Raw genomic sequence first — 25,591 nt, 5'->3', positions numbered from 1 at the left:
GGCGACCCTATCGTCACCGACGGTCCTCGGTGGGAGCGGTGGCGCGATAGCGCAGCAACGCGGGGAACGCCGTCACCAGCAGTACCGCCAGCACGGCGGCGGCGATACCGCCACCGACCATGGCGACGCCGGTGCCGAACCCGGCGGCGGTCACGCCGGCCCGCAGGTCACCCAGGCGGGGGCCACCGGCCACCACCACCGTGTTCACGCCCTGGAGCCGGCCGCGCATCCGGTCCGGCGCGTACACCAGCAGCATCGACTGCCGCAGGGTGGCGCTGACCAGGTCGGCGGCGCCGGCCACGCCGAGCAGCAGCACCGCCAGCCAGAGCCGGCCGGCCAGCCCGGCCAGCGCGATGGCCACGCCCCAGCCGACCACCGCCACGGCGAGCGCCAGCCCCTGCCGGCGCACCCGGCCGATCCAGCCGGAGGTGAGGCCGCCGAGCATCGCGCCGATGGCGATGGCGCTGTAGAGCCAGCCGACCGCCGCGCCGCCACCGAAGCGCTCCTGCGCCAGCTCCGGGAAGAGCGCCCGCGGCATGGCCAGGATCATCGCGATCAGGTCGATGGCGAAGGAGAGCAGCAGCACCGGCGTGGTGGCCAGGTAGCGGAAGCCGTCGACGACGCTGCTCAGCCCGGCCCGGCGGACACCGCCGCCCGGCTCCGGCTCCGGCGGCATCGCCGGCAGCCGCAGGGTGGCCCAGAGCGACACGGTGAACAGCAGCGCGTCCAACCCGTACGCGATGGGCAGCGCCGCGTCGACCCGCCAGGTGGCGAAGATCAGCCCGGCGGCCAGCGGCCCGGCGACCGCGGCGGCGGTGAACGTGGTGTAGTTCAGCGTGGTCGCGGCCGGGACCAGTTCGGCCGGCACCAGCCGGGGCAGGATCGCGCTGCGGGCCGGGGAGGTGATCGCGAACGCCACCGACTGCACGCCCACCAGCAGCAGGAGCAGCACCGGGCTGCGCGCGCCGACCAGTGACTGCACCAGCAGCCCGAGCGTCGCCGCCCAGAGCAGCGCGCCGCCCGCGAGCAGTACCCGCCGCCGGTCCCGGGCGTCGGCGACCGCGCCGCCCCAGAGCCCGAAGACCAGCAGCGGCACGAAGCCGGCGACGCCGAGCAGCCCGACCCAGAACGAGCCGCCGGTCAGGTCGAACATCTCCACCGGCACCGCCACGGCGGTGAACTGGAAGCCGAACATCGCCACCGCGTTGCCGAGCCACACCCGCCGGTAGGCGGGCACGCGCAGCGGACGCAGGTCGATCGCCCAGCGGCGGCGTCCGCGCGACCGGGCCTTGGTGACCTCCGTCACGGTGCGAGCCGCTCGACGACCCACACCCCGTCGGCGGTACGCCGGAACCGCAGCCGGTCGTGCAGCCGGCTGGCCCGGCCCTGCCAGAACTCCACCGTCTCCGGGCGGACCCGGAACCCGCCCCAGTGCGGCGGGGCGGGGATCGACCCGACGCCGGCGAACCGCTCCGCCGCCGCCCGGTACGCCTCGTCCAGCGCGGCCCGGTCCGGGACCACCGCCGACTGGGTGCTGGCCCACGCGCCGAGCTGCGAGCCGCGCGGCCGACTGGCGAAGTACGCCTCGGTCTCCGCCCGGTCGACGTGCGCCACCCGGCCGGTGACGGTCACCTGCCGCTGCATCGGGAACCACGGAAAGACCAGGCTGGCCCACGGGTTGGCGGTCACCTCGGCGCCCTTGCGCGAGCGGTGGTTGGTGTAGAAGACGAAGCCCTCCGCGTCGTAGCCCTTGAGCAGCACGGTGCGTCCACTGGGCCGGCCGTGGTCGTCGGCGGTGCCGACCACCATCGCGTTCGGCTCGGGCAGCGGATGCGCCACCGCGTCGGCGAACCAGCGGGCGAACTGGCTGTGCCAGTCCGGTGCCAGGTCCGGTTCGGTTAGGCCCAGGTCGGCGGCGTACTCGTTACGCATGCCGGCCGGAGCGGGTGTGTCGCCTGTCACTTTGGCCGTCCCTCTCCCGGGCGTACCGGCGTCCCCCGACGCTGGCCAGGCCCCGACGCCTAGTCTTCTCCTGTCCGCATGCGCGTCCACCGGCGGGGATGTCGCGTGGCGCACAGTCGCTGCGGGTCGCGCAGCCGGTTACCCACCGGGCAAGATGTTTCGAACCACATCCCTGAGGGGTCGCCTGAGCTACGGGGCTGGATCAGCCCGCCCGGGCGCACCGAGCCGGAAGCCAGGAGACGACATGTCCGATTTCAAGCCGGGCCTGGAGGGCGTCGTAGCCTTCGAGACCCAGATCGCCGAACCCGACCGCGCGGGTGGATCGCTGCGCTACCGGGGCGTGGACATCGAGGATCTGATCGGCCAGGTCTCCTTCGGCAACGTCTGGGCACTGCTGGTGGACGGTCGGTTCGGCCCCGGCCTGCCGCCGGCCGAGCCGTTCCCGGTGCCGGTGCACTCCGGCGACATCCGCGTCGACGTGCAGTCCGCGGTCGCCATGCTGGCCCCGTACTGGGGGCTCAGTCAGCTTCTCGACATCTCCGACGCCCAGGCCCGCGAGGACCTGGCCCGGGTGTCGGTCACCGCGCTCTCCTTCGTCGCCCAGTCGGCGCGCGGGCTGGGCCTGCCGGCGGTGCCGCAGAAGGAGATCGACAAGGCGGAGACGATCGTCGAGCGCTTCATGAAGCGGTGGCGCGGCGAACCCGACCCCCGGCACGTCAAGGCCGTCGACGCGTACTTCATCTCGGCCGCCGAGCACGGCCTGAACGCCTCCACCTTCACCGCCCGGATCGTGGCCTCCACCGGCGCGGACGCCGCGGCCTGCATCTCCTCCGGCATCGGCGCACTCTCCGGCCCGCTGCACGGCGGCGCGCCGTCCCGGGTGCTCAGCATGCTGGAGTCGGTCGAGCGCAGCGGCGACGCCGAGGGGTACGTCAAGGGCGTGCTCGACCGCGGCGAGCGGCTGATGGGCTTCGGGCACCGGGTCTACCGGGCCGAGGACCCGCGCGCCCGCGTGCTGCGGCGCACCGCCAAGGAGTTGGGCGCGCCCCGCTTCGAGGTCGCCGAGGCGCTGGAGAAGGCCGCCCTGGCCGAGTTGCAGGCCCGCCGCCCGGACCGCGTCCTCGCCACCAACGTCGAGTTCTGGTCGGCCGTGGTGCTGGACTTCGCCGAGGTGCCGGCGCACATGTTCACCTCGATGTTCACCTGTGCCCGGATGGGCGGTTGGTCCGCGCACATCCTGGAGCAGAAGAAGCTGAACCGGCTGGTCCGCCCGTCCGCCACCTACGTCGGCCCGGGCACCCGCAAGCCGCAGCAGGTCGAGGGCTGGGACGCCATCCCGCACGGCGTCTGAGATGTGCAAGGAGGGGCCCCCTCTTAACGCTTCAGGCATAGGCGGGGCCCCTTCTTAACGCCCGCCTGTGGCGTACGCCTCAGCACTCGCGGTGGGACCAGCGGGTGGTGCCGGCCGGGCGGGTGCGAGGATGAAGGCCGGCAGCGCTGCCGGCCGGGTTCGGATCCCGGCCGCCCCGTGCGTCCGGCGCACGAGCCGGCCGTCGGTCCGCGCCCGCAGGAAGGGCCCGCCCTCGCCCATGCGGAAGGATCGAGACAACCGTGGCTGACGCACCGACCATCCGGATTCCCGACGACCTCAAGCCCGCCGACGGCCGTTTCGGCTGCGGCCCGTCCAAGGTTCGTCCGGCGGCGGTCTCCGCGCTCGCCGACGTCGCCACCAGCTACCTGGGCACGTCGCACCGGCAGAAGACGGTCCGCGACGAGGTCGCCCGGCTGCGCCGGGGCATCGCCGAGTTCTTCTCCCTCCCCGAGGGCTACGAGGTGATCATCGGCAACGGCGGCACCACCGCGTTCTGGGAGGTCGCCACGTTCGGCCTGGTCCGCGACCGGGCCCAGTTCGCCAGCTTCGGCGAGTTCGGCGCCAAGTTCGCCAAGTCGGTCAAGGACGCGCCGTTCCTGGGCGAGCCGACCGTCCGCAAGTCCGAGGCGGGCAGCGCGCCGACGCTGGTCGCCGAGGCGGGCGTGGACGTCTACGCCACCCCGCACAACGAGACCTCCACCGGCGTGGCGGTGCCGATCAGCCGGGTGCCCGGCGCCGACGAGGGCTCCCTGCTGCTTGTCGACGCCACGTCCGGCGCCGGCGGGCTGGACGTCGACGTCGCCGAGACCGACGTCTACTACTTCGCCCCGCAGAAGTGCTTCGGCTCCGACGGCGGCCTCTGGCTGGCGCTGATGTCGCCGGCCGCGCTCGCCCGGGCCACCGAGATCAAGTCCTCGGGCCGCTACATCCCGGCCTTCCTGGACCTGGTCACCGCGATCGACAACTCGCGGCTGGAGCAGACCTACAACACCCCGGCGCTGGCCACCATCTTCCTGGCCGCGGAGCAGACCGACTGGATGAACTCCCAGGGCGGGCTGGCCTGGGCGGCCAAGCGCACCGCCGAGAGCGCCGGCATCGTGTACGGCTGGGCCGAGCGCTCGTCGTTCGCCACCCCGTTCGTGACGGACCCGGCGCTGCGCTCCAACGTGGTCGCCACCGTCGACTTCGCCGACGGGGTGGACGCGACGGCGATCGCCAAGGCGCTGCGCGCCAACGGCATCGTCGACACCGAGCCCTACCGGAAGCTCGGCCGCAACCAGCTCCGGGTCGCGCTCTTCCCGGCCGTCGAGCCGGCCGACGTCGAGGCGCTCACCGCGTCCATCGACTACGTGGTCGAGCGACTCTGATCACGCCGTGACGCTGGGTGGTCGTCGGGGCTCCGGCGGCCACCCACCGTGATCATCGCCGCAGCTCAGTCGCGACATGCCGGGGTGTCGCAGTCCCCATCGTCGGGTAGATGAGCGTACGGTGGTGGGGACGCCCCGGGTGGCCGGCTCGTGGCGTGACGGCCAGCGAAGCGGGACGGAGGCAAGCCCATGCGCCCAGTACGCTTCGTCGCCCTTTCCGAGGACGGCCAGGCCCTGGTGCTCACCGACGAGGTGGGCCGCCTGCTCGCGCTCCCCATCGATGAGCGCGTGGCCTCGGTGCTGCACGCCGAGCCGGGCGCGACCCCGCTCGCGGTGGTGCCGGCCTCCACCGATCCCACGCCGTCGCTGTCCCCGCGCGACATCCAGGCCCGGATCCGTTCCGGCGAGTCCGCTGAGGACGTCGCCCGCATCGCCGGCGTGCCGGTCGACCGCGTGCTGCGCTACGCCGGCCCGGTGCTCCAGGAGCGGGCCATGCTCGCCCAGCACGCCCGCCGCACCCGACTCAAGGGCGCCGAGAAGCCGACCCCGCTGGCCGAGGTGGTCAACGGCCGGCTGGCCCAGCACGGCATCGACACCGAGAAGATCTCCTGGGACGCCTACCGCCGCGACGACGGCACCTGGCGGATCATCGCCACCTGGCCGTCCGGCAAGGCCACCGCCCAGGCGGTGTGGGATCTCGACAAGTCCCGGCAGAACGTCATCGCGCACGACGACATGGCGCAGTACCTGTGCGCCGAGCGGCCCACGCCGATCCTCGGCCAGGAGCCGGCACCCGAGCGGGGCGGTCACGCGCTGCCCGGCCCGTCGCGCGGCGAGCCGAGCCGGGGCGGGCACGGCCTGCCGTCCGGGGTCGAGCAGGCCCGTCCGGGGCGCGACCCGATCCGGGCCGGCCGGGACGCGCTGCTCGCCTCGCTGGACCGGCCGCTCGGCGGTACGTCCGGCCGCGGTCTCGACACCCGTTCCCCAGCCGCGCTCGCCGGTTCGGAGGCACCCCGCCAGCGGGCTGTCGCCGGGGGTGCCGCCGCGCTGCTCGGCGGCGGGCAGGGCTCGGCGTTCGACGACGACTCGGACGCGCCGAAGGAGATCCCCGCTGTGCCGTCGTTGGCCGTGCTGCGGCCTCGGCGCACCGGCAACCCGCCGTCGTCCGGCGGCTCCGGCACCGAGTCCGGTGAGGCCGGCGGCAAGCCACGCAAGCGGCTGCCGAGCTGGGACGACGTCCTCTTCGGCAGCGGCCCGGCGGCCCGCGAATCCTCCTGATCGACCGTTGGCGTGCCGGGCACTCGACGTGCCCGGCGGCCACCGGCCCGCAGGTCCTCCTGATCGGCCGGTGACGTGTCGAGCACTGGACGCGCCCGGCGGCCACCGACCCCGCGAGCTTCTTCCTGATCGACAGTTGGCGTGTCGGGCACCCCACGTGCCCGGCGGTCACAGGGGCCAGGCGGCGAGGCGGGTGTGGTGGGTGCGGGCGCCCGGGTGGCTGCGGACCAGGACCAGCTCGTCGGCGGGCCACTCGGGGCCGGCGTACCCGTGCAGCGTCTCCCGGTCGGCGCGCACGTCGACGTGGTCGCCGGGGCGGGCGATGGTCAGGTGGGGCCGGAACGGCTTGTCGTCGTGCGGCAGTCCGGCCCGTCGCAACGCGTGGCGGACCAGGCGGGCCAGCGCGTCCAGCGCGTCGGTCTCGCCGCGCACGTCCACCCAGAGCACGGTGGAGCGGCCCTGGCCGAAACTGCCCCCACCGCCGAGGCGCAGCCGCGGTGCGCTGCCCCGACCGTCCCGGAAGGACTCCGCGGCCAGACCGAGTGCGCTCGTCACCTCGACCAGCCGGCCGTCCGGCACCTCACCGAGGAAGGCGAGCGTGAGGTGGAGGTGGGCGGGGTCGGCGAGCCGGACGTGCACACCGGCGGCGGACGCGACGCCGACGCGCAGCCCGACGACCCGGGCGGTGAGGTCGGTGACCGCCGCCGCAGACGGGTAGACCGCCGCGAAGAGCCGCACCCGGTCAGCGGTGCCGCTGGTGGTGCGCCGCGCGGGCGGCCGGCAGCGTCAGCCCGGCGGCGTGCAGCAGCCCCTCCACCCGGACCCGTTCGATCTCCCGGTCGACGCCGGCCAGCTCGGCCAGGTGCTCGGCGATGCCGAGGGCGTGGCAGGCGGCGCGCAGCCGCTCGTCGTACGCCTCGATGACCGCGCCGTGCCACACCACCGAGCGGTCGGCGGCGGCAAGCCGGTGGCCGCCGAGCCGGCGCAGGTCGGTGGCGAGCTGCTCCAGCGGGCGGCGGCCCTCCCGCTCGAACTCGGTCAGGTCGATGTCGCGGGTCAGCGCCTCGGCCTCGATGGCGCGGTCGAGCCGGGCGATGGTGCGGCGCTCACGGCGCTGCTCGCGCCACTCGGCCCACCCGCACGCGAACCGGTCGATGATCTCGTCGGCGCAGAAGACCAGCGCGAACACGGCAGGGAGGCAGCAGACAGCAAGGATCGCCAGCGCCAGCAGCAGCCCCTGCCCCAATCCCACACATCGACGCTAAGCCCTGTCAGACGCACCCGCCACCCAATTGCCGAAACCGGGCGGTACGCATTTGTGCGGTGTTAAGCGGGGCCCCCTCCTCTGCGGAATGCGTTAAGAGGGGGCCCCTCCTTTCACTCGGCCCGGGGGGACACCACGTAGAAGCGCGGCATCGGCAGCACGCGCAGGCGCAGGCGGGCGCCGGAGCGGCGCAGTTGCCAGGTGAGCGCCAGCAGCGCGGCGGCCAGCGAGATGAGGCCACCGATCCAGATGCTCGCACCGGCGCCGAACGTCTCGGCCGTCCACCCGATGATCGGCGCGCCGACCGGGTTGGTGCCCAGGAACACCAGCACCCACAGCGCCATCACCCGGCCCCGGAAGGAGGCGTCGACGCCGAGTTGCACCCGCTGGTTGGCGGCCTGGGCGAAGAAGATCATGAAGAACCCGGTGGGCGGCAGCAGCGCCACCACCATCCAGTACGCGGGGGCGAGCCCGACCAGCGTGCCGAAGCTGGCGCAGCCGATGGCGGCGCCCAGCACCAGCCAGACCGAGGGGCGGCTGCGCCGGCCGGTGCCGGCGAGCGCGCCGACCAGCGCGCCGACCGCCAGCACGGTGCTGAACAGGCCGAACGACGCGGCACCGGTGTTGAAGACGGTCTTGGCGAGCGCGGCGAGGGTGAGCTGGAAGTTGAACAGGCTCATCCCGATCACCGACATGACGACCATCGGCAGCAGCAGGTCGGGGCGGCGCGCCACGTACCGCAGGCCGTCCACCACCCTGGCCTGGTCCCGTTCGCCGGCCGGCGGCAGGTCCTTGCGGTGCAGTTCGGCGGGGCGCATCTTGACCACGTTGACCAGCGGCGCGATGGAGCTGAACGCGGTGACCAGGAAGACCGGGCCGACGTCGAACGCGGCGATGGCCAGGCCGGCGACGGCGGGGCCGACGATCCGGGCGGAGTTGAACACGGCCGCGTTGAGCGAGAGCGCGTTCGGCAGCAGCGTCACGCCGACCAGCTCGGAGACGAACGCCTGCCGCACCGGGGTCTCGACCGCGTTGGCGACACCGAGCAGCGCGGCGAACGCGAACACGTGCCAGAGCCGCACCACGCCGGTGACGACCAACATGCTCATCCCCAGCGCCAGCACGGTCCAGAACGCGTTGGCGACGAAGAGCAGCATCCGCTTGTCGTAGCGGTCGGCGAGGCGGCCGGAGAGCAGCGTGAGCAGGAGTACGGGGGTGAACTGCAACGCGGTGACCACGCCGAGCGCGGTGGCGGAGTTGTCGCTCAGCTCGAGGACGAGCCAGTCCTGGGCGATGAACATCATCCAGACGCCGATCAGTTTGATCAGCTGCCCGGTGGCGAAGAGTCGGTAGTTGCGGACTCGTAGGGACTGGAACATCGTGCTCAGCTTGGCCTGCACTCTAGGTGCGCCTCCTCGCGTCAGGTACGCCTCATCGACAACTGACGAAGCGGACCGCGCGACGCGGGGTCAGCCGCGGGCGATGCCCTGGAGGATGTCGGCGGCCCGCCGCAGCGTGTCGCGTTCCTCCTCGGTGAGCGCGGCCAGTCGGCTGGCCAGCCACTCGTTGCGGGCGCGCTCGAACTGGTCGAGCACGGCCCGTCCCCCCTCGGTCGCCGCCAGGATGACCTGCCGTCCGTCGGTCGGATGGGGGGTGCGCTGCACGAGGCCGCGCTCCTCCAACTTCGCGACGATCTTCGTCATCGTCGGCGGCTGCACCCGTTCGACGTCGGCCAGTTCCCGTGGCGTGAGGGCGCCCGCCAGCTTGAGGCTGGTGAGCGCCGACAGCTGGGTGACCGTGAGGTCGCCGACCGGTCGGGCCTGTCGGACCCGCCGGTTGAGTCGGGTGATCGCATCACGCAACTGGGGGGCCAGCTGCGCCGGTGGCACGCGTTTCGCCGTCACCGTCCGCTCCGTCACACTCGTTAGCTTAACTAATGAGCCTGGCTAACGACGTCCGTTATGACCAGGCTCACCAGCGTCAGAGCAGCACGGACTCGATCGGCCCGCGCAGGAAGTAGAGGATGAACAGGGCGGCCACGCCGTACAGCAGGGGGTGGACCTCCCGGGCCTTGCCCTTCGCCAGCTTCACCAGCACGTAGCTGATCACGCCGGCCCCGATGCCGTTCGAGATGGAGTAGGTGAACGGCATCAGCACGATGGTGAGGAACGCCGGGATCGCGATCTCGTAGTCGGTCCAGTCGATGGTCCGGACCGCCGTCATCATCAGGAAGCCGACCACCACCAGCGCGGTCGACGCGGCCTCGAACGGCACGATCGCCGACAGCGGCGCGAGGAACATGGCCAGCAGGAACAGGCCGCCGGTGACCAGGTTGGCCACGCCGGTCCGGGCGCCCTCACCGACACCGGCGGCGCTCTCGATGTACGACGTGTTGCTCGACACCGACGCCGCGCCACCCGCGGCGGCGGCGATGGAGTCGACCAGCAGGATCTCCTTGGCGCGCGGCGGGGTGCCCTGCTCGTCGAGCATGTCCCCCTCCTGGCCGATCGCGACCATCGTGCCCATGGTGTCGAAGAAGTCCGTGATCAGCAGCGTGAAGACGAACATCAGCGGGACCAGCCAGCCGACCCGGGTCCACGAGTCCAGCACGTTGAAGTTGCCCAGCAGCGACAGGTCCGGCAGGTCCACCACCTGCTTCGGCAGCTCGGGCACGTTCAGCGCCCAGCCCTTCGGGTTCGGCTTGCCGTCGACGAAGGAGGGGCCGATGTTGCCGACCGCCTCGACCACGACGGCCAGCACGGTGGAGGCCAGGATGCCGATCAGGATCGCGCCGCGCACCCGCCGTACCACCAGCACCACGGTCACCAGCAGACCGACCACGAACACCAGCATCGGCCAACTGACGATCTTGCCGTTGATGCCCAGCCCGACCGGCACGGTGGTGTTCGCGGCGTCCGGGACCCGCCGCACGAACCCGGCGTCGACCAGGCCGATGATGGTCAGGAACAGGCCGATGCCGACGCCGATGGCGGTCTTGAGCTGCGTCGGCACCGAACGGAACACCGCGGTACGCAGCCCGGTGAGCACCAGGATGCCGATCAGCACGCCCTCGATGACCACCAGACCCATCGCGTCCGCCCAGGTCATCTGCGGCGCGATCTCGAAGGCCACCAGCGCGTTCACGCCCAGCCCGGCGGCCAGCGCGATCGGGAACCGGGCCACCACCCCCATCAGGATGGTCATCAGGCCCGCGACCAGCGCGGTCGCCGCGGCCAGCGCCGGGATGGCGAGGGTACGCCCGTCGGCGTCCTCCGCGCCGCCGAGGATCAGCGGGTTCAACACCACGATGTACGCCATCGTGAAGAACGTGGCGAAGCCACCTCGGATCTCCCGACCCGTGGTGGACCGGCGGGCGGAGATCTCGAAGAAACGGTCGAACGCGTTGCGCGGGTGCGCGGGATCGGGCGGTGTGCCGTGGTCCGCCGGCGGGGCAATGGCCATCGGGTCCTCATCTTGTCGATCAACCGGTTTGTCGCGCGCATCGTGCCAGATCACCCGGCGGACAGGGAAGAACGATCACGTACGCTGGGCCGGTGCCCGAGGAGCAACAGCCGCGGCCGGAGCCGCTCGACCCGCCGATGGTGCCGTTCGCCGTCGCCGGGCTGATCGCCTGGGCGGTGGCCGGTCTGGTGCTGCTGATCTTCTGCCGGGGCTGGCTCACCGCGCACGGCCACCAGAACTGGCTCTGGACCTGTCTTGCCGGTTTTCTGTGGGGCTTTCCCGGTTTGGCCACCATGATGCGGCACGACGCCAACCGGCGTCGCCGCCGGGCGGCCGCCGCGCGTCAGCGCTGACCGGTCAGGAGCGCGCGTACGGCTCCGCCGGCTCGGCCGCCTCGGCGGGAGCGAGGGCCCCGCCGACCGGCACCGCCTCGACCGCGCTGTCGTCGTAGATGGTGGGCAGCTCGGCGACCGGCGTCTCGGTGGTGTCGACGAGCGTCTCCGAGTGCGCGCCGCAGCCGTGGTCGGCGCTTACCACCCGACCGTCGTCCGGGGCGAAGAAGTTGCCGCACGCCCCGAAGGACTGCCGCAGCGAGCCGGCCAGCGGCAGGTAGAAACCACAGGTGCCGCAGCGGGCGGCGGCCGGCGCGGCGGTCGAGATGACGGCGTCCGGGCCGTGGTCGCCGTCGTACCACCGCTGGGCGGTGTCCGCGCGCCCCTCCCGGGACAGCACCCGGGCCCGGCCGAGGCCCAGCTCCCAGGCGGTCTCCTCCACGGCCGGATCGTCGGAGAGCAGGTACCCGGGGGCGAGCCGCTCGTCGTCGGCCGGGGTCGGCAGCAGGTCGCCCGGGCCCAGGTCGCCCGGCTGGAGCCGCTCCTGCCAGGGCAGCCAGCCGGGGGCGAGCATCGCGTCCGAGCCGGGCAGCAGCACGGTCTCGCAGATGGTGACGTGCTTGCTGCGCGGCACCCGGGTCACCGTGACGGCCCAACGCCAGCCGCGGTAACCGGCCATCCGGCAGTCGAAGTAGTGGGTGACGACCCGGTCGCCCTCGGCGACGGCCTGGAGGTGGTCACCGACGTCGGTCGGCTCCACCTCGGTGATGGCATCGCGGGCCACCTCGACGGCGGCGGCGCATACCTGGTCGAGCCGGGGGGCGCGGGCGGAGGCGGGCCTGGTCACTCCACCATTGTTCCCCATGCCCGTCGGCGGGTTCTCTCCGGGTGATGCGGCACGCACGGAGTAGATGGGTCAGGATGGGACACATGGCGCTGTCCTCCCGCTCCGGCCGCTCCTTCCTCGGGCGGACCGTGGGCACCGGCATCCGCGCCACCCGGCTGTTGCTGCGGGGCTCGCTGCACGGTGGGCGCTGGATGACCCGCCGGGCCGGCACCGCCCGGGCCCGCAGCGCCGGCAACGAGGTGGGCATGGTCCGCCTGTTCGACCTGCACGCGCTCTCCTGCGCCGGCGACACGCTGATCGCCATCGGCCTGGCCGGGACGATCTTCTTCGACGTGCCGCTGGGCGAGGCGCGCAACAAGGTCGCGCTCTACCTGCTGGTGACCATGGTCCCGTTCGCCATGCTCGCACCGGTGGTCGGCCCGCTGCTCGACCACTTCCGCCACGGCCGGCGGTACGCGCTGGCCACCACCATGCTCGGCCGGGCGTTCCTGGCCTGGCTGATCTCCGACTACATGGGCGGGCTCGGGCTCTACCCGGCGGCCTTCGGGGTGCTCGCCCTCTCCCGCGCCTACGGCGTGGCCCGGTCCGCGGCGGTGCCCCGGCTGCTCCCCGACGGGTTGGGGTTGTCCCAGGTCGGCGCGCGAGCCAGCGTCTACGGCACGGTGGCCGGCGCGCTGGTCGCCCCGATCGGGTTGGCCGCGTTCTGGTTCGGGCCGCAGTGGCCGCTCCGGGTCGCCACGGTGATCTTCCTGATCGGCATGGTCGTCTCGCTCCGGCTGCCGCCGAAGGCCGACTCGGAGCCGCCGGAGCGGATGCCGCACCCGCTGCGGGCGATGCGCCGCCGCGACGGCGAGCGCCCGCTGGGTCGGGGCCGCCCCGCCGGCCGCCTGGTGATCGCCACGTTGATCGGGGCCGCGGCGCTACGCGGGATCTACGGCTTCCTGCTGCTCTTCCTCGCCTTCGCCATCAAGGCCGGCGACCTGACCACCGACTTCTTCGGCCGTGAACTCGGCGCCCAGGCCGCGTTGGGCCTGGTCGGCGGCGCGCTGGCGGTCGGCACGTTCCTGGCCACCGCGCTCGGCACCCGGCTGCGCATCCACCGGCCGACCGCGATCCAGTCCAGCGGCTCGATCGTCGTGGCCGGCGTGGCGCTGCTCGCCGCGATCAAGTTCTCGCTGCCCATGGTGGCGCTGCTCTGCCTGGTGGCGGCGCTGATGAGCGGGATCGCCAAGCTGGCGGTGGACGCCTCGATCCAGGAGCGCATCCCGGAGCGGCTGCGGGCCAGTTCGTTCGCGCACTCGGAGACCGCGCTGATGCTCGCGTTCGTGGCCGGCGGCGGGCTGGGGCTGGCGCCGTTCACCGGCCTGATCGGGGTGGCGGTAGCCGCCGGCGTGGCCGCGCTCGTGGCCGTACGCGGTGTGCTGATCGCCGGCCGACTGCGCGGCGAACACCTGGTCGGTCGCCCGCTCGGCGACGACGAGGTGGTCAGCGGTCGCCCGCTCGGCGACGACGAGGTGGTCAGCGGTCGCCCGCTCGGCGACGACGGGCGGGCGACGCCGCCGGTCACCTCGTTCGACGACCCGGCACCCACCTCGCCCGCGCCGCAGCGGGTCGACATCCCCCCGCCGGACGACGACGCGCTCGCTCCGCCCGGCTTCCACATCTACCGCCCCTCCTCGTCGGTCGGCGGGGTCGGGGCGGCGGAGGACGAGAACCGGCGCGATCCCCGGGGGCCGGTGGCGTGACCGGTCTGCTGGTGGTCACGGCGGTGCCCGCCGAGGCCGAGGCCGTCCGCGCCGGCCTCACCGACCCGACCGTGACGGTACGACCGGTCGGCGTCGGCCCGGCCGTCGCCGGTGCCGCCACCGCGCGCCTGCTGGCGCTGGCCGAGGCGGCCGGCCGGCCGTACCGGGCGGTGGTCAGCGCCGGCATCGCCGGCGGCTTCGTCGGCCGGGTCGCGGTCGGCGGCACCGTGCTGGCCGACCGCAGCGTCGCCGCCGACCTCGGTGCCGAGTCGCCGGCCGGCTTCATCCCGGTCGAGGAGCTGGGCATGGCGCCCGAACTGCTGGGTGGCGGCCGGACCGTGCCCGCCGACCCGACCCTGCTGGACGCGCTGCGCGCCACGCTGCCCACGGCCACCGTCGGCACCGTGCTCACGGTCAGCACCGTCACCGGCACCGCCACCAGCACCGCCACGCTCGCCGACCGGCACCCGGACGCCGTGGCCGAGGCCATGGAGGGGTACGGCGTCGCCGTGGCCGCCGCCCACGCCGGGGTCCCCTTCGCCGAGCTGCGGACGATCTCGAACCCGATCGGCCCCCGCGACCGTGGCGCGTGGCGTATGCGCGAGGCGTTCGCCGCGCTCACCACCGCAGCCGCGGCTCTCCGCTGACCGGCAGCTCGAACCGCAGCGCCGCCGGTCGGCTCGCCTCGACCGCGAAGCCGCACGCGTGCAGAAAGGAGATACCCGGCTGTTCGGTCAGCGCCCGCAGGGAGACCGCGCCATGCGCGGCGAGTGCGGCGACCAGCGCCTCGACGAGGCGCCGGCCGATGCCCAACCGCCGGTACCCGCCCGTGACCAGCACGCCGTCGAGCACGGTCTCCCGCTCCTCCGGACGTTCGCTGTCGCCCCACCGCAGATGCGGGCTCTCGTCATGCGCCCGCAGCTCACCGATCAGCTCGCCGGTCGGCAGCTCGGCCACGAACCGCCAGGCCGTGGCCGGCACGCTCGGGTCGGTGACCCGACGCACCGTCACCGATCGCCGCACCCGCTCGCGCTCCCGGCGCTCGTCCCGGTAGTTCCGGTTCAGCCGGTAGCTGGCCGGCGGCAGGGGCAACGGCCACAGCCCCGGTGGCAGCGAGTACCACTCGGCCCACCACGCTCCCGGCCAGTCCCGTGGCTCATGCACCTCCCAGACGTCGAGGTGCGCGGGATAACGGCGACCGGCCCGATCACGCATGCCGTCCTCGGGCGGCGGCTCTGCCTCCGCGTCCTCGTGACCGGGCTCGAACTCGACGCCGATCCGTCCGCCCGCCGCCCGCACCAACCGTTCGACGGTGCGGTAACGCGGATCCGTACCCCGGCCGGACTCGATCCGCGCGACCGCCGACTGCGGAAGACCCGCCCGCTCGGCCAGCTCGCGCTGGCTCAGATCGGCCCGCCGCCGCAGCCGCCGGAGCAGCCCACCCAGGTCGAGCCCCTGATCGGTCGACGAAATCGGCTCAGCCACCGCCCCATGGTGCCGACGACGGCGCGCGCTCTCAACAGCACCGGCCTTCCTGTGGATAACTCTGTGGAAATCCGCTTCTTCGGGGAGCGGAGTGTGGATGGTCGCGTCCCTTTGGAGCTGAGTCGTTGGTGCTATCGCCGCTCTCCGCCGGACTGGCCCGGCGGCAGCCTCACCCAACGACCCGTCCAGTAGATCTCCACCGCAGCCACCACCGGGACCGCGCAGGCCGCACCGAATCAGCCGGGCGAGCCGGTCCGAGCGGGCGCGAGCCGGGTTGGCTCAAGCCGTGCCAGCTCGGATTGAGCCAGGGCCGGGTCGGGCCGAGCGGGACCCGGCAGGACCGGGCGGGAACGGGCAGGACGGGCTCTCCGGCGGGGCATGGCCCGGCCGGGCAGGCCGGGCAGGCCGGGCAGGCCGGGCAGGGTTGAAAGGCGGAGAGCTGGGACGACGGGTGAACCTGAGTCGTTTCTGCTATCAGCTCGAAAGGCAACGCAGCAGAGTCATTTCAGTCCGGGAAGGCACGGAGCCGCGCGGGACAGAGCAACCCGGGCCGGCACCTGACCCAGGGCCGGAGGCTGAGCCGGGGCCCGGAGGCCAAGCCGGGCGGGCGGAGTTACGGTGGGAGGCATGGCGCTCTCCCTGGCGATCTCCCCCTGCCCGAACGACACGTTCGTCTTCGACGCGCTGGTGCACGGCCGGGTGGCCGGGGCGCCGCCGGTCGAAGTGACCTACGCGGACGTGGACGTCACCAACACGGCCGCCGAGCGGGGGGCGTTCGACCTGGTGAAGGTGAGCTACGCGGCGCTGCCGTGGCTGCTCGACGAATACCATCTGCTGCCCTGCGGCGGCGCGCTGGGCCGGGGCTGCGGCCCGCTGGTGCTCACCCGGGGCGACCGGCCCGACCTGTCCGGCGCGACGGTGGCGGTGCCCGGCGAGCGGACCACGGCGTACCTGCTGTTCCGGCTCTGGGCGGCCGGGCAGACGCCCAAGCGGATCGAGGTGGTGCCGTTCCACGAGATCATGCCGGGCGTGGCGGCCGGCCGGTACGACGCCGGTCTGGTGATCCACGAGGCCCGCTTCACCTACCCGCGCCACGGGCTGACCGCGCTGGTCGACCTGGGCGAATGGTGGGAGGGCGACACCGGGCTGCCGATCCCGCTCGGCGCGATCCTGGCCCGGCGTGGCGCGGTCGACCCGGTCGAGGCCGCCGCCTGGATCCGCGAGTCGGTGCGGCAGGCCTGGGCGGACCCGGAGGCCAGCCGCGGGTACGTCCTCGCGCACGCGCAGGAGATGGAGCCCGACGTGGTGGACCGGCACATCGGCCTCTACGTCAACGAGTTCACCGCCGACCTGGGTGAGGCCGGCTTCGCCGCCGTGGAGGCGCTGCTGGGCCGGGCCGCCGACGCCGGGCTCGTCCCTCAGACCTCCAGCTCGCGCGCCACCGCGTGGACCAGCTGAGCGATCTTCTGCGCGGCCTTACGATCCGGGAAGCGCCCTCGGCGCAGGTCCGGCTGGACCTTCGCCTCCAGCACCTTGATCATGTCTTCGACCAGGCCGTGCAGTTCCTCGGCCGGCCGGCGACGCAGCTCCGCCACGGACGGCGGCGCCTCCAGCAACTTCACGCCCATCGCCTGGGCGCCCCGCCGGCTGTCCACCACGCTGAAATCGACCCGCTGGCCACCCTTCAGGTCGGCGACACCCGCCGGTAGCGCGCCCTTGGGCAGGAACACGTCGCCACCCTCGTCACTGGTGACGAACCCGTATCCCTTGGCCGCGTCGTACCACTTCACTCGACCCGTCGGCACCTGTCGAACCCCGCTCCACTCGAACCGTCTACCCCTCCAAGGCTAGCCCGATGATCCGGTCCACCGCCGCCGGGAATTCGCCGAGATCATCAAGCACCAGTTCGGCCCCGGCCGCGCTCAACTCGGCCGCCGAGCAGGGGCCCGTTGCCACTCCCACGCCTGGGATTCCCGCTGCTCGTGCAGCCGCCATGTCGGCCACGTGGTCACCCACGTAGAGCGTCGCGCCGTGCTCCCGCAGCGCGGTCGCCTTCTGCTCCGCGAACAGGTCGCCGGCCAACTCGTCGACGGCCAGGTCGAGGTGGTCCAGGTGCAGTTTCGCCAGCCGGCCGATCTTCGAGGTCACCACCATCACCCGCCCACCGCGCTCGTGCACCGCGCGCACCGCGGCCTCCGCGCCCGGCATCGGCACCGTCGGCGTGATCGCGTACGCGGGATACAGCTCGCGGTAGAGCGTCACCGCCTCCTCGATCCGCTCCGGCGGAAACCAGTGCGCCAGCTCGGTACGCAGCGGCGGGCCCAGCCGGGACACCGCCAGTTCCGCGTCCACCGGGACGCCGGTGCGCTCGGTCAGGGCCCGGTAGGCGGCGGCGATCCCGGGACGGGAGTCGACCAGGGTCATGTCGAGGTCGAAGCCGACCATCAGCGGAGGCATGCCGAGAACGTACCCAGCGGGCTAGCGTGGTACGACGATGACCACCTCACTCGCCGACCATCTGCGGGCCCTCCCCGACGAGTCGCTGGCCGCCCTGCTCCAACTGCGGCCGGACCTCGTCGTGCCGGTGCCGGCGGACGTGTCCGCTCTCGCCCTGCGCGCCCAGTCCCGGGTCTCCGTGGCCCGGGCGCTCGACGGGCTCGACCAGTTCACCCTCCAGATCCTCGACGCCGCCCGGCTCACCCGGGGCCCCGACGGCGCCACCTCCACCGACCAGATCCTCGCCACGGCCACCGCCGGGCCGCACCCGCCCGCCCCGACCGCGGTCCGGGCCGCCGTCGACCGGCTCCGGGCACGGTTCCTGCTGTACGGCCCCGAGCACGACCTGACCGTGGTGGGCGGCGTCGACGAGGTGTCCCCGTACCCGGCGGGGCTGGGTCGCCCGGCGGCGGAGCTGGACGCGCGCGCGGCGGCCCTCTGCGCGGACCCGGCGAAGCTGCGGCGGGCGCTGCTCGCCGCACCGCCGTCGGCCCGGGCGGTCCTGGACCGGCTCGCCGCCGGGCCGCCGGTCGGCACCGTGGCACCGGGCGCGCTGGAGGCCCCCGCCACCGGCGGCGAGGACGTGCTCCCGCCCGACCTGGTCAACGGCGGCGCGCCCACCGGCTCCCCGATCCGCTGGCTGGTCGAGCACCACCTGCTGGTGCGGATGTCCGGCGGCCCCCACGGCACGGTCGAGCTGCCCCGGGAGGTGGGGCTGGTGCTGCGCCGCGACACCGGTCCGCTCGGCCCGCTGCGCACCAGCCCGCCCGAGGTGTCCGCCCCGCCCCGGGAGACCAAGGCCGTCGACTCGGCCGGGGCCGGGCAGACCATGGAGGTGGTCCGGCACACCGAGGCGCTGCTGGAGGCGCTTGTCGTCGAGCCGGCCCCGGTGCTGCGGTCCGGCGGCGTCGGCGTACGCGACCTGCGCCGGCTCGCCCGGCTCCTCGGGCTGGACGAGCCGACCACCGCGCTGATCTTCGAGGTGGCGTACGCGGCGGGGCTGACCGGTGAGCTGGAGCTGACCGGCGCGGCCACCACCCGGTACGGCGGGGACCAGCAGATCGCGCCCACCGGCGGGTACGAGGTGTGGCGCGCGGCGTCGCTCGCCCAGCGCTGGGAGCAACTCGCCCGGGCGTGGCTGGCGATGACCCGGCAGGTGGGTCTGGTCGGTCAGCGGGACGACCGGGACCGGCCGATCTCGGTGCTCTCGCCGGAGGCGGAACGCGCCGGTGCGCCGGCCGCCCGCCGCGCGGTGCTCGCCGTGCTGGCCGACCTGCCGGCGGCCACCGCGCCGACACCGGACGAGGTGCTGGCGTTGCTGGAGTGGCGGGCGCCCCGGCGGGCCCGGGGACGGGAGACGGCGCACCGCGACGTGCTGGCCGAGGCGGCCCGGCTCGGGGTGACCGGGCTGGGCGCGCTCACCTCGTACGGGCGGCTGCTGCTGGCCGAGCTGGCCGACGCCGACGAGCGCGGCGACGACCCGCTGGGGCTGCGCTCCGACGCCGAGTCGGGCGACCCGTCGACGGCGGTACGCGCACTGGACGGGCTGCTGCCCGCCCCGGTCGACCACGTCCTCGTACAGGCCGACCTGAGCGTGGTGGTGCCCGGCCCGCCCGACCCGGCGCTCGCCGCCGAGCTGGACGTGGTGGCCGAGCACGAGTCGGCGGGCGGGGCGAGCGTGCACCGGGTGACCACGGCCAGCATCCGACGGGCCCTGGACGCCGGGTACACCGCCGACGACCTGCACGCGCTGTTCCGCCGCCGGTCGCGTACCCCGGTGCCGCAGGGGCTGACCTATCTGGTGGACGACGTGGCCCGCAAGCACGGCGGGCTGCGGGTCGGTTCGGCCGGGGGCTACGTGCGCAGTGACGACGAGGCGCTGCTCACCGAGGTGCAGGCGGACCGGCGGCTGGAGTCGCTGGCGTTCCGCCGGCTGGCCCCGACCGTGCTGGTCACCCCGTACCAGGTCAACCGGATGCTGCTCGCGTTGCGCGACGCGGGGTACGCGCCGGTGCCCGAGGACGCCACCGGCGCGACGGTGCTGTCCCGGCCGAAGAACCGGCGGGCGCCGGCCCGGACGCCGCTCACCGGCCGGACGGTGGACCCGCTGGCCACGCCGAGGCTGCCGATGCCCCGCCTGCTGGGCGTGGTGGAGCAGATCCGCCGGGGCGAGGCGGCGGCCCGGGCGGCGCGGCGGGCCCCGGCGGTGGTCCGCGGCGGGCCGGCGGTCACCGGCCCGACGGCGGTGCCCGGGCACGGCGACGCGTTGGCGGTGCTCCAGCAGGCGGTACGGGACAAGGCGCGGGTCTGGGTGGGTTACGTCGACGCGCACGGGGCGACCGCGTCCCGGCTGGTCCGGCCGGTCTCGATCGGCGCCGGCTACCTGCGCGCCGAGGACGACCGCACCGAGATGCTGCACACGTTCGCGCTGCACCGGATCACGGCCGCCGTGCTGGAGGAGTGAGTCACTCCCCGTTGCGGCGCAACGTGCCGATCACCGAGATGGCCAGCAGCAGCGCGAACGCCGCGCCGGCCGACTCGCCGACCGAGTCGACGAAGCCCTGCCGCTGCACCAGCAGCCCGAAGAGAAACCAACCGAACACGCCCGCGGCGGCGGTCGCGTAACCGACCAGCATCGCGGTGGAGACCTGCGGCGGCGTCCGCTCGTCCTCGGGAAGCACGTCCTGATCGACGGTCATGCCAGCCCCTCCCCGCCCGGTGGTGGACCCGGCTCCCAGGGTACCGGCAGCTCAGGTGCCGGGACGGCGGCCGATCACCACCACGCGGGTGCCGACCGAGCCCAGCTCCCAGAGGCGGACCGCGTCGCGGTGCAGCAGGTTGACGCAGCCGTGCGAGCCGATCGCGCCGTTGTGCAGGTAGGTGGTGGTCTCGTGGAAGCCGATGCCACCGTTGAACTGCTGCCAGTACGGCAGCCACACCTCGTACGGGTTGGACCACTCACGCAGGTTCTTCCAGCCGACCGAGTACGTGCCGGCCGGCGTGGCGTAGCCGGACATGCCGGTGCGGGTGACGGTCGGGCCCAGCACCACCGTGCCGCCACGCATCGCCCACACGGTCTGTCGGGTCAGGTCCACGCAGAACGTGAGCCGGGCGCCGGCCCGGCAGCGGGACACGTCGGTGTCGGCCAGCCGCTTCGCCACGTCGTACGTGGTGGGGCCGGCGCGACCGGAGACCGGGCTGATGCCGTACCGGGTCTGGAACTTCTTGATCGCGACGCAGTCGGCGGCGGACTGCGCGCCGTCCACGGTCAGCGTCCCGAACCCGCCCAGCCGGCTCAGGTAGCGCTCCACGGCCCGTTGGTGCTCGCCCTGCGGGCACCCGGCGGAGCGGCTCGGCTTCGGCTTCGGCTTCGGGGAGGCGGTCGCCGACGGCGACCGGGAGGGTTTCGGCGTGGCCGTCCGGCTCGGCTGCGCCGACGGGGACGTGGCCGACCGCTCGGGCGTGGGCGGCGCGCTCGCCCCCGATGCTCCCTCCGTCAGCCCGACCGGCGCGGGGGTGGTGACCCCGGCGCCCTCCGTCTGCGGATCGAGCGCGCACGCGCCGACGCCGACCAGCACGACCACCGCCAGGCCGGCGACCCGGGCGAGAAACCGGACACGCTTCATGGGCCCTCCCTGGACAGTTGTCCCGCTTGCTAGACGTGTGAGAGGAGTATGACGTTGCCTGTCCAGCGAGACTTTTTTCTGACACTCCCCGGCGTGCAACACTGGATGGTCCGCCTTCGGCAGGTCAGCCGGCGTGCGGGCAGGTTTCCCGGGCCAGGCGAGGAGGACGCGGCGTGAGCGGTGGACCACTGATCGTGCAGTCGGACAAGACGCTGCTGCTGGAGATCGACCACCCGGACGCGCAGGCCTGCCGGATGGCCATCGCGCCGTTCGCCGAGTTGGAGCGCTCCCCCGAGCACGTGCACACGTACCGGCTCACCCCGCTGGGGTTGTGGAACGCGCGGGCGGCCGGTCACGACGCGGAGGGCGTGGTCGACTCCCTGATCAAGTATTCGCGCTACCCGGTGCCGCACGGGCTGCTCGTCGACGTGGCCGAGACGATGGACCGGTACGGCCGACTCCAGCTCGCCAACGACCCGGTGCACGGGCTGGTGCTGCGCGCCCTGGACCGGGTGGTGCTGATCGAGGTGGCGAAGAGCAAGAAGCTCGCCGGCATGCTCGGCGCGAAGCTCGACGACGACACCATCGCGGTGCACCCGTCCGAGCGGGGCCGGCTCAAGCAGGCGCTGCTCAAGCTCGGCTGGCCGGCGGAGGACCTGGCCGGGTACGTGGACGGCGAGGCGCACCCGATCGAGCTGGCCGAGTCCGGCAAGGACGGCGGCAGGCCGTGGACGCTGCGGTCGTACCAGCGGGAGGCGGTGGAGGCGTTCTGGGCCGGCGGGTCGGGCGTGGTGGTGCTGCCCTGCGGCGCCGGCAAGACGCTGGTCGGGGCGGCGGCGATGGCGGAGGCGAAGGCGACCACGCTGATCCTGGTCACGAACACGGTGGCGGGCCGGCAGTGGAAGCGGGAGCTGATCGCCCGCACGTCGCTGACCGAGGAGGAGATCGGCGAGTACTCGGGCGAGCGCAAGGAGATCCGTCCGGTCACCATCGCCACGTACCAGGTGCTCACCTCGCGGCGCGGCGGCGCGTTCACCCACCTGGACCTGTTCGGCGCCCGCGACTGGGGCCTGGTCGTCTACGACGAGGTGCACCTGCTGCCCGCGCCGATCTTCCGCTTCACGGCGGACCTCCAGGCCCGCCGCCGGCTGGGCCTCACCGCGACGCTGGTCCGCGAGGACGGCCGGGAGGGCGACGTGTTCAGCCTGATCGGCCCGAAGCGGTACGACGCGCCGTGGAAGGACATCGAGCAGCAGGGCTGGATCGCACCGGCGGAGTGCACCGAGGTACGGGTGACGCTCACCGACGCGGAGCGGATGACGTACGCGACGGCGGAGGCGGAGGAGCGCTACCGGATGGCGGCGACCGCCCGCACCAAACTGCCGGTGGTCCGCGCGCTGGTGGAGCGGCACCCGCAGGAGCAGGTGTTGGTGATCGGCGGTTTCCTCGACCAGTTGCACCAGTTGGGGGAATACCTGGACGCGCCGATCGTGCAGGGGTCCACCACGAACAAGGAGCGTGAGCGGCTGTTCGACGCGTTCCGCTCCGGTGAGATCCGCACCCTGGTGATCTCGAAGGTGGGCAACTTCTCGATCGACCTGCCGGAGGCGGCGGTGGCGATCCAGGTGTCCGGCACGTTCGGGTCGCGGCAGGAGGAGGCGCAACGGCTGGGCCGGGTGCTTCGCCCGAAGGCCGACGGCCGGCAGGCGCACTTCTACACCGTGGTCTCGCGGGACACCATCGACACCGAGTACGCCGCGCACCGGCAGCGCTTCCTCGCCGAGCAGGGGTACGCGTACACGATCGTGGACGCCGACGACGTGCTCGGCCCGAAACTGCCGACGGTCGAGTAGGCGAACCGGGTCCACCCGGGTTGTCGGTCCACAGTGGCACAATCGTGGCCGTCACTGGAACACCGGAAGGGACCCGAGTGAAACGACGTATTCTCTCCGCACTGACGGTCGCCACCGTCGGCCTCGCCGGCGCGGCCGTGGCGGCCTCGCCGGCCTCGGCGAGCGACGCGCCCGGCTTCGTCTGCAACCTCACCCAGAACACCTGGCTGCGGGCCGCACCGCACGGCATGGTGCTGCGCACCCTGACCGCCGGGCGTGGGTTCCGCGCGCACGGGGGCTGGGCCGAGAACGACGACGCCTGGGTGTACGGCCACGGCGCCGAGGACCCGTCGCTGGACGGCTGGGTGCCGCTGGGCAACACGACCTGCTGATTCGGGGCTGCTGATTCGGGCAGCGGAGGGGACGGCCGAGGTGCGAGATGGCCGTCCCCTCCGACGTGTCAGCCCTGGCCGCCGGCGCGGAACGCGACCCAGGCGTCGCTCATCCGGTCGGCCTGGCCCGGGGTGAACATGTCCATGCAGGAGTCCTGCGTGTAGTCCATGAAGTTGTGGATCGGGTCGAGGCCGGGCGCGGTGCAGGTGTCCGCGCCGACCGGGCAGTTGAACTGCGGCGCCGCCTCACGCGGCGTGTCGGCGACAAAGTCGCCGGAGGCGGAGCAGCCGTGCGCGAACGTGTGCTCCAGCATCAGCCAGTGCCCCACCTCGTGGGTGAGCGTGTCGCCGAGCGCGTACTTGCCGGCCGTGCCGCCCGGCATCGACTCGTCGAGCATGACCACGCCGTCGATGTAGTCGCGGCCGTTGTTGTAGCCCTTCGGGAAGTACGCCCAGCCGAGCAGCCCGCCGCCGATGTTCGCCGCGTAGACGTTGAGCGTGCGGGAGTCGCCGGTGTAGAGCGCCTTCTTCATGTCCCGCTCGTTCTTGCCCGGCTCGACCGTGTACCAGGCGCTGTTCACGGTCCAGGTGGTGTCGACGAGCGAGAAGCGGAACGGCGTGTCCGAGGCGTCGGCGGCGGTACGGCCCGCGTACGAGTCGTTGAGCACGGTCATCTGCGCCGCGATCAGCGTGTTCCACCGGGCCTTCTCGGCCGCGCCCAGCTCGTGGTCGGAGATCATGTGGAAGACCGTCGGCACGGTGACGCTGCCGTTGGCCAGGCGCGGCACGTCCTTGATCACGCCGTACGCGTTGGCCTCGTTCTTCGAGTAGAGCTCCGGCTCCTGGGCGGTGGCGCCCTCGCTCACCCGGGCGACGCTGTGCTGGTCGGCGCCCGGTTGGCAGGCGGCGGCCTGGGCGGAGGCGGTCACGGGTGCGGCCGTGGCGTGCGCTCCGCCGGTCAGGAACGCGGCGGCGGCCGTTGCCAGCATCGCCAGGTGGATTGTCGGTCTCCTGTGCATCGCTGCACCTTTCGAGAGGCATGAAAGGAACACGGAACCGACGCGGGGTTGTCAAAGCTGCGGGTCGATGACGTCGTCGTTCCGACATAAGACCACGTCAGCGGCCTCCGCAACAGTCCCCGCCCGCCCGAGGCGGCACTACCCCCCGGCCCTTTCGAGCTGAGCGCAAAAACGACTCAACGGACCTGCTCGTCCTGGAGCGCCATGTCGGCGATCCCCCCACGCAGGAGATCCTGAAGCCCTCGCAGCGCCTTGATCTCGTCGGCATCCAGCCACGAGAGGGACAGGAACTCGGCGTGGTGGCGACGAACTCATGGTCCTCGGCCGACCACGTGACGCGGTGGGTGAAGCGGGGGAGCCCGGGCCGGGATTCGCACATCACCCGCGATTTTAGTTTCGCTTGGGCTGCACGACGCCGAACTCCTCAGTCCGATCCATGATGGCACCGACGAATGCGGGGAAACCAACCTCAAGATCGGGCTGCCGGACCGGAGCATCGGCTTCGCGAGAGGAGGTGACGAGACAGGTTGCGTCATAGAGGCCGGCGCTGCGCAGCCGCTTGCACAGAATCACGTAGCGATCGACATATGAAGTCTTGGTGAAAGCGGGGTCGATCGGAAAGGTGCCGCTCCTCGGCATGCCCGGGCGGAGGGATGCTGGCGCTTCTTCCACGAGCAATACATATCCCAGCCAAGGCCGCAGCCGACCGAGCAGTCCGTGATCGTAGGCCCGCCGCAGGTCGACCGCGCTGCCGATCGCCTCTTCGTTCCGGTTGTTGTAGTTGTTGCCGAAGGACGGACCGACGTGGGACTTCAACTCGATGGCAGCGACCAGTTCACCTTCGTGGAGCACCACCAGGTCCCACTTCTTCGTCGGCCGGAAGTAGCCAGGTAACTCGACCTTGGACTTGGAGCGAACGGCATCGGGTGGGAATCCAGCGTCGAGGAACACCTGGGCAAGCAATGTGGTCAGCGCGTCGAGGTGAGCACCGCCGGTGACCGCGCCTCGCCCACCAGTATCGGTCTTGCCGCCCAGCAACTTCTTCGCAGCCTGTGACTCCCGGATGTCCCAGGAGCTACGTACCGCCGCTTCCCATGAGCGCTGATCCACCG

24 protein-coding genes and 2 pseudogenes are annotated in these 25,591 nt (G+C 73.1%); 11 read left to right on the top strand and 15 right to left on the bottom strand.

The genetic code is table 11. From position 1 onward, the window contains the following. Nucleotides 1-13 precede the first annotated feature (13 nt). A complete protein-coding gene (locus ACZ6O5_RS10510; protein ID WP_465976104.1) occupies nucleotides 14-1,306 on the bottom strand; it encodes an MFS transporter in 1,293 nt (430 codons plus the stop codon). Then, nucleotides 1,303-1,932: a pyridoxamine 5'-phosphate oxidase gene (pdxH, locus tag ACZ6O5_RS10505; protein ID WP_405094125.1), complete on the bottom strand. Its 630-nt coding sequence runs from the start codon at nucleotides 1,930-1,932 to the stop codon at nucleotides 1,303-1,305. The genes ACZ6O5_RS10510 and pdxH overlap by 4 nt, the downstream gene beginning before the upstream one ends. A 274-nt stretch (nucleotides 1,933-2,206) precedes the next feature. Between pdxH and ACZ6O5_RS10500 the strand changes: the two genes are divergently transcribed. The 3 genes from ACZ6O5_RS10500 to sepH all read left to right on the top strand — a co-directional run bounded on the left by ACZ6O5_RS10500 (nucleotide 2,207) and on the right by sepH (nucleotide 5,979). After that, the gene (locus tag ACZ6O5_RS10500) at nucleotides 2,207-3,313 is read left to right on the top strand and encodes a citrate synthase 2 (RefSeq protein WP_281943411.1); all 1,107 of its coding nucleotides are present in this window, start codon (nucleotides 2,207-2,209) and stop codon (nucleotides 3,311-3,313) included. A 260-nt stretch (nucleotides 3,314-3,573) separates the two neighbouring features. Beyond that, nucleotides 3,574-4,701, top strand: a complete 1,128-nt coding sequence (gene serC / locus ACZ6O5_RS10495) for a phosphoserine transaminase (RefSeq protein WP_465976102.1) — start codon at nucleotides 3,574-3,576, stop codon at nucleotides 4,699-4,701. A 189-nt stretch (nucleotides 4,702-4,890) separates the two neighbouring features. Next, nucleotides 4,891-5,979 carry a septation protein SepH gene (gene sepH / locus ACZ6O5_RS10490; protein ID WP_465976101.1) on the top strand — a complete coding sequence of 363 codons (1,089 nt, stop codon included), beginning with the start codon at nucleotides 4,891-4,893 and terminating at the stop codon, nucleotides 5,977-5,979. 168 nt (nucleotides 5,980-6,147) lie between these two features. On the opposite strand, the gene thpR is transcribed toward sepH, so the two are convergent. The 5 genes from thpR to ACZ6O5_RS10465 all read right to left on the bottom strand — a co-directional run bounded on the left by thpR (nucleotide 6,148) and on the right by ACZ6O5_RS10465 (nucleotide 10,705). Beyond that, on the bottom strand, nucleotides 6,148-6,717 hold the full coding sequence (thpR, locus tag ACZ6O5_RS10485) for an RNA 2',3'-cyclic phosphodiesterase (protein WP_465976099.1): 570 nt from the start codon (nucleotides 6,715-6,717) through the stop codon (nucleotides 6,148-6,150). A gap of 4 nt (nucleotides 6,718-6,721) precedes the next feature. Next, a complete protein-coding gene (locus ACZ6O5_RS10480) occupies nucleotides 6,722-7,231 on the bottom strand; it encodes a hypothetical protein (RefSeq protein ID WP_281943419.1) in 510 nt (169 codons plus the stop codon). A 125-nt stretch (nucleotides 7,232-7,356) separates the two neighbouring features. Continuing rightward, nucleotides 7,357-8,643, bottom strand: coding sequence for an MFS transporter (locus ACZ6O5_RS10475; protein WP_465976097.1), 1,287 nt, complete (start codon nucleotides 8,641-8,643; stop codon nucleotides 7,357-7,359). 69 nt (nucleotides 8,644-8,712) lie between these two features. Then, on the bottom strand, nucleotides 8,713-9,162 hold the full coding sequence (locus ACZ6O5_RS10470) for a MarR family winged helix-turn-helix transcriptional regulator (protein WP_281943423.1): 450 nt from the start codon (nucleotides 9,160-9,162) through the stop codon (nucleotides 8,713-8,715). A 61-nt stretch (nucleotides 9,163-9,223) separates the two neighbouring features. Then, nucleotides 9,224-10,705, bottom strand: a complete 1,482-nt coding sequence (locus tag ACZ6O5_RS10465) for an NCS2 family permease (protein ID WP_357294731.1) — start codon at nucleotides 10,703-10,705, stop codon at nucleotides 9,224-9,226. A 137-nt stretch (nucleotides 10,706-10,842) separates the two neighbouring features. Between ACZ6O5_RS10465 and ACZ6O5_RS10460 the strand changes: the two genes are divergently transcribed. Next, on the top strand, nucleotides 10,843-11,058 hold the full coding sequence (locus ACZ6O5_RS10460) for a DUF2530 domain-containing protein (RefSeq protein WP_374709276.1): 216 nt from the start codon (nucleotides 10,843-10,845) through the stop codon (nucleotides 11,056-11,058). Between the two features lie 4 nt (nucleotides 11,059-11,062). Here the strand turns inward: ACZ6O5_RS10460 and ACZ6O5_RS10455 are convergent, their stop codons facing one another. Then, a complete protein-coding gene (locus tag ACZ6O5_RS10455; protein ID WP_465976095.1) occupies nucleotides 11,063-11,902 on the bottom strand; it encodes a DUF3027 domain-containing protein in 840 nt (279 codons plus the stop codon). A gap of 65 nt (nucleotides 11,903-11,967) precedes the next feature. Between ACZ6O5_RS10455 and ACZ6O5_RS10450 the strand changes: the two are divergent. From ACZ6O5_RS10450 to ACZ6O5_RS10440, 3 genes and pseudogenes are all read left to right on the top strand, one after another. Next, a pseudogene (locus ACZ6O5_RS10450) lies at nucleotides 11,968-13,369 on the top strand (MFS transporter); the annotation flags it as partial. 92 nt (nucleotides 13,370-13,461) lie between these two features. Beyond that, nucleotides 13,462-13,629: pseudogene (locus ACZ6O5_RS10445) on the top strand (MFS transporter); the annotation flags it as partial. Further along, nucleotides 13,626-14,276, top strand: a complete 651-nt coding sequence (locus tag ACZ6O5_RS10440; RefSeq protein ID WP_465976093.1) for a futalosine hydrolase — start codon at nucleotides 13,626-13,628, stop codon at nucleotides 14,274-14,276. The pseudogene ACZ6O5_RS10445 and the gene ACZ6O5_RS10440, both read left to right, overlap by 4 nt. On the opposite strand, the gene ACZ6O5_RS10435 is transcribed toward ACZ6O5_RS10440, so the two are convergent. After that, nucleotides 14,248-15,114 carry a helix-turn-helix domain-containing protein gene (locus ACZ6O5_RS10435; RefSeq protein ID WP_465976091.1) on the bottom strand — a complete coding sequence of 289 codons (867 nt, stop codon included), beginning with the start codon at nucleotides 15,112-15,114 and terminating at the stop codon, nucleotides 14,248-14,250. The genes ACZ6O5_RS10440 and ACZ6O5_RS10435 overlap by 29 nt on opposite strands. Before the next feature lie 627 nt (nucleotides 15,115-15,741). On the opposite strand from ACZ6O5_RS10435, the gene ACZ6O5_RS10430 reads away from it, so the two are divergent. Next, entirely contained in the window at nucleotides 15,742-16,572 is an 831-nt protein-coding gene (locus ACZ6O5_RS10430; protein ID WP_465976089.1) for a 1,4-dihydroxy-6-naphthoate synthase, read from the top strand. Here ACZ6O5_RS10430 and ACZ6O5_RS10425 read toward each other — a convergent pair. Continuing rightward, the gene (locus ACZ6O5_RS10425) at nucleotides 16,533-16,919 is read right to left on the bottom strand and encodes a cold-shock protein (protein ID WP_073826071.1); all 387 of its coding nucleotides are present in this window, start codon (nucleotides 16,917-16,919) and stop codon (nucleotides 16,533-16,535) included. The genes ACZ6O5_RS10430 and ACZ6O5_RS10425 overlap by 40 nt on opposite strands. A gap of 28 nt (nucleotides 16,920-16,947) precedes the next feature. Continuing rightward, nucleotides 16,948-17,571: an HAD family hydrolase gene (locus tag ACZ6O5_RS10420; RefSeq protein ID WP_396856135.1), complete on the bottom strand. Its 624-nt coding sequence runs from the start codon at nucleotides 17,569-17,571 to the stop codon at nucleotides 16,948-16,950. Between the two features lie 37 nt (nucleotides 17,572-17,608). On the opposite strand from ACZ6O5_RS10420, the gene ACZ6O5_RS10415 reads away from it, so the two are divergent. Next, entirely contained in the window at nucleotides 17,609-20,074 is a 2,466-nt protein-coding gene (locus ACZ6O5_RS10415; RefSeq protein ID WP_465976087.1) for a helicase-associated domain-containing protein, read from the top strand. Between the two features lies 1 nt (nucleotide 20,075). Here the strand turns inward: ACZ6O5_RS10415 and ACZ6O5_RS10410 are convergent, their stop codons facing one another. Together ACZ6O5_RS10410 and ACZ6O5_RS10405 are read right to left on the bottom strand one after the other, a co-directional pair. Continuing rightward, nucleotides 20,076-20,309: a hypothetical protein gene (locus ACZ6O5_RS10410; RefSeq protein ID WP_465976085.1), complete on the bottom strand. Its 234-nt coding sequence runs from the start codon at nucleotides 20,307-20,309 to the stop codon at nucleotides 20,076-20,078. 51 nt (nucleotides 20,310-20,360) lie between these two features. Then, on the bottom strand, nucleotides 20,361-21,236 hold the full coding sequence (locus ACZ6O5_RS10405) for a L,D-transpeptidase family protein (RefSeq protein ID WP_465976083.1): 876 nt from the start codon (nucleotides 21,234-21,236) through the stop codon (nucleotides 20,361-20,363). A gap of 173 nt (nucleotides 21,237-21,409) precedes the next feature. Between ACZ6O5_RS10405 and ACZ6O5_RS10400 the strand changes: the two genes are divergently transcribed. Then, nucleotides 21,410-23,089 carry a DNA repair helicase XPB gene (locus tag ACZ6O5_RS10400; RefSeq protein WP_465976081.1) on the top strand — a complete coding sequence of 560 codons (1,680 nt, stop codon included), beginning with the start codon at nucleotides 21,410-21,412 and terminating at the stop codon, nucleotides 23,087-23,089. Between the two features lie 77 nt (nucleotides 23,090-23,166). After that, nucleotides 23,167-23,460, top strand: a complete 294-nt coding sequence (locus ACZ6O5_RS10395) for a hypothetical protein (protein ID WP_465976079.1) — start codon at nucleotides 23,167-23,169, stop codon at nucleotides 23,458-23,460. Between the two features lie 68 nt (nucleotides 23,461-23,528). On the opposite strand, the gene ACZ6O5_RS10390 is transcribed toward ACZ6O5_RS10395, so the two are convergent. Together ACZ6O5_RS10390 and ACZ6O5_RS10385 are read right to left on the bottom strand one after the other, a co-directional pair. Beyond that, nucleotides 23,529-24,479, bottom strand: a complete 951-nt coding sequence (locus ACZ6O5_RS10390) for a zinc metalloprotease (protein WP_465976077.1) — start codon at nucleotides 24,477-24,479, stop codon at nucleotides 23,529-23,531. Between the two features lie 390 nt (nucleotides 24,480-24,869). After that, nucleotides 24,870-25,589: a PaeR7I family type II restriction endonuclease gene (locus ACZ6O5_RS10385; protein WP_465976075.1), complete on the bottom strand. Its 720-nt coding sequence runs from the start codon at nucleotides 25,587-25,589 to the stop codon at nucleotides 24,870-24,872. Nucleotides 25,590-25,591: the final 2 nt, after the last annotated feature.

The sequence above is a fragment of the Micromonospora sp. NPDC049201 genome, assembly GCF_055586805.1.
Note: the sequence above shows the minus strand (reverse complement) of the source record. Positions and strands in the feature narration are given on the sequence as shown.

Coding starts and splice junctions, on each gene's coding strand:
- ACZ6O5_RS10500 (WP_281943411.1), top strand. CDS start 2,207: ATGTCCGATTTCAAGCCGGGCCTGGAGGGCGTCGTAGCCTTCGAGACC.
- ACZ6O5_RS10460 (WP_374709276.1), top strand. CDS start 10,843: ATGGTGCCGTTCGCCGTCGCCGGGCTGATCGCCTGGGCGGTGGCCGGT.
- ACZ6O5_RS10420 (WP_396856135.1), bottom strand. CDS start 17,571: ATGCCTCCGCTGATGGTCGGCTTCGACCTCGACATGACCCTGGTCGAC.
- ACZ6O5_RS10410 (WP_465976085.1), bottom strand. CDS start 20,309: ATGACCGTCGATCAGGACGTGCTTCCCGAGGACGAGCGGACGCCGCCG.
- ACZ6O5_RS10430 (WP_465976089.1), top strand. CDS start 15,742: ATGGCGCTCTCCCTGGCGATCTCCCCCTGCCCGAACGACACGTTCGTC.
- sepH (WP_465976101.1), top strand. CDS start 4,891: ATGCGCCCAGTACGCTTCGTCGCCCTTTCCGAGGACGGCCAGGCCCTG.
- pdxH (WP_405094125.1), bottom strand. CDS start 1,932: ATGCGTAACGAGTACGCCGCCGACCTGGGCCTAACCGAACCGGACCTG.
- ACZ6O5_RS10405 (WP_465976083.1), bottom strand. CDS start 21,236: ATGAAGCGTGTCCGGTTTCTCGCCCGGGTCGCCGGCCTGGCGGTGGTC.
- ACZ6O5_RS10415 (WP_465976087.1), top strand. CDS start 17,609: ATGACCACCTCACTCGCCGACCATCTGCGGGCCCTCCCCGACGAGTCG.
- ACZ6O5_RS10455 (WP_465976095.1), bottom strand. CDS start 11,902: ATGGGGAACAATGGTGGAGTGACCAGGCCCGCCTCCGCCCGCGCCCCC.
- ACZ6O5_RS10465 (WP_357294731.1), bottom strand. CDS start 10,705: ATGGCCATTGCCCCGCCGGCGGACCACGGCACACCGCCCGATCCCGCG.
- ACZ6O5_RS10390 (WP_465976077.1), bottom strand. CDS start 24,479: ATGCACAGGAGACCGACAATCCACCTGGCGATGCTGGCAACGGCCGCC.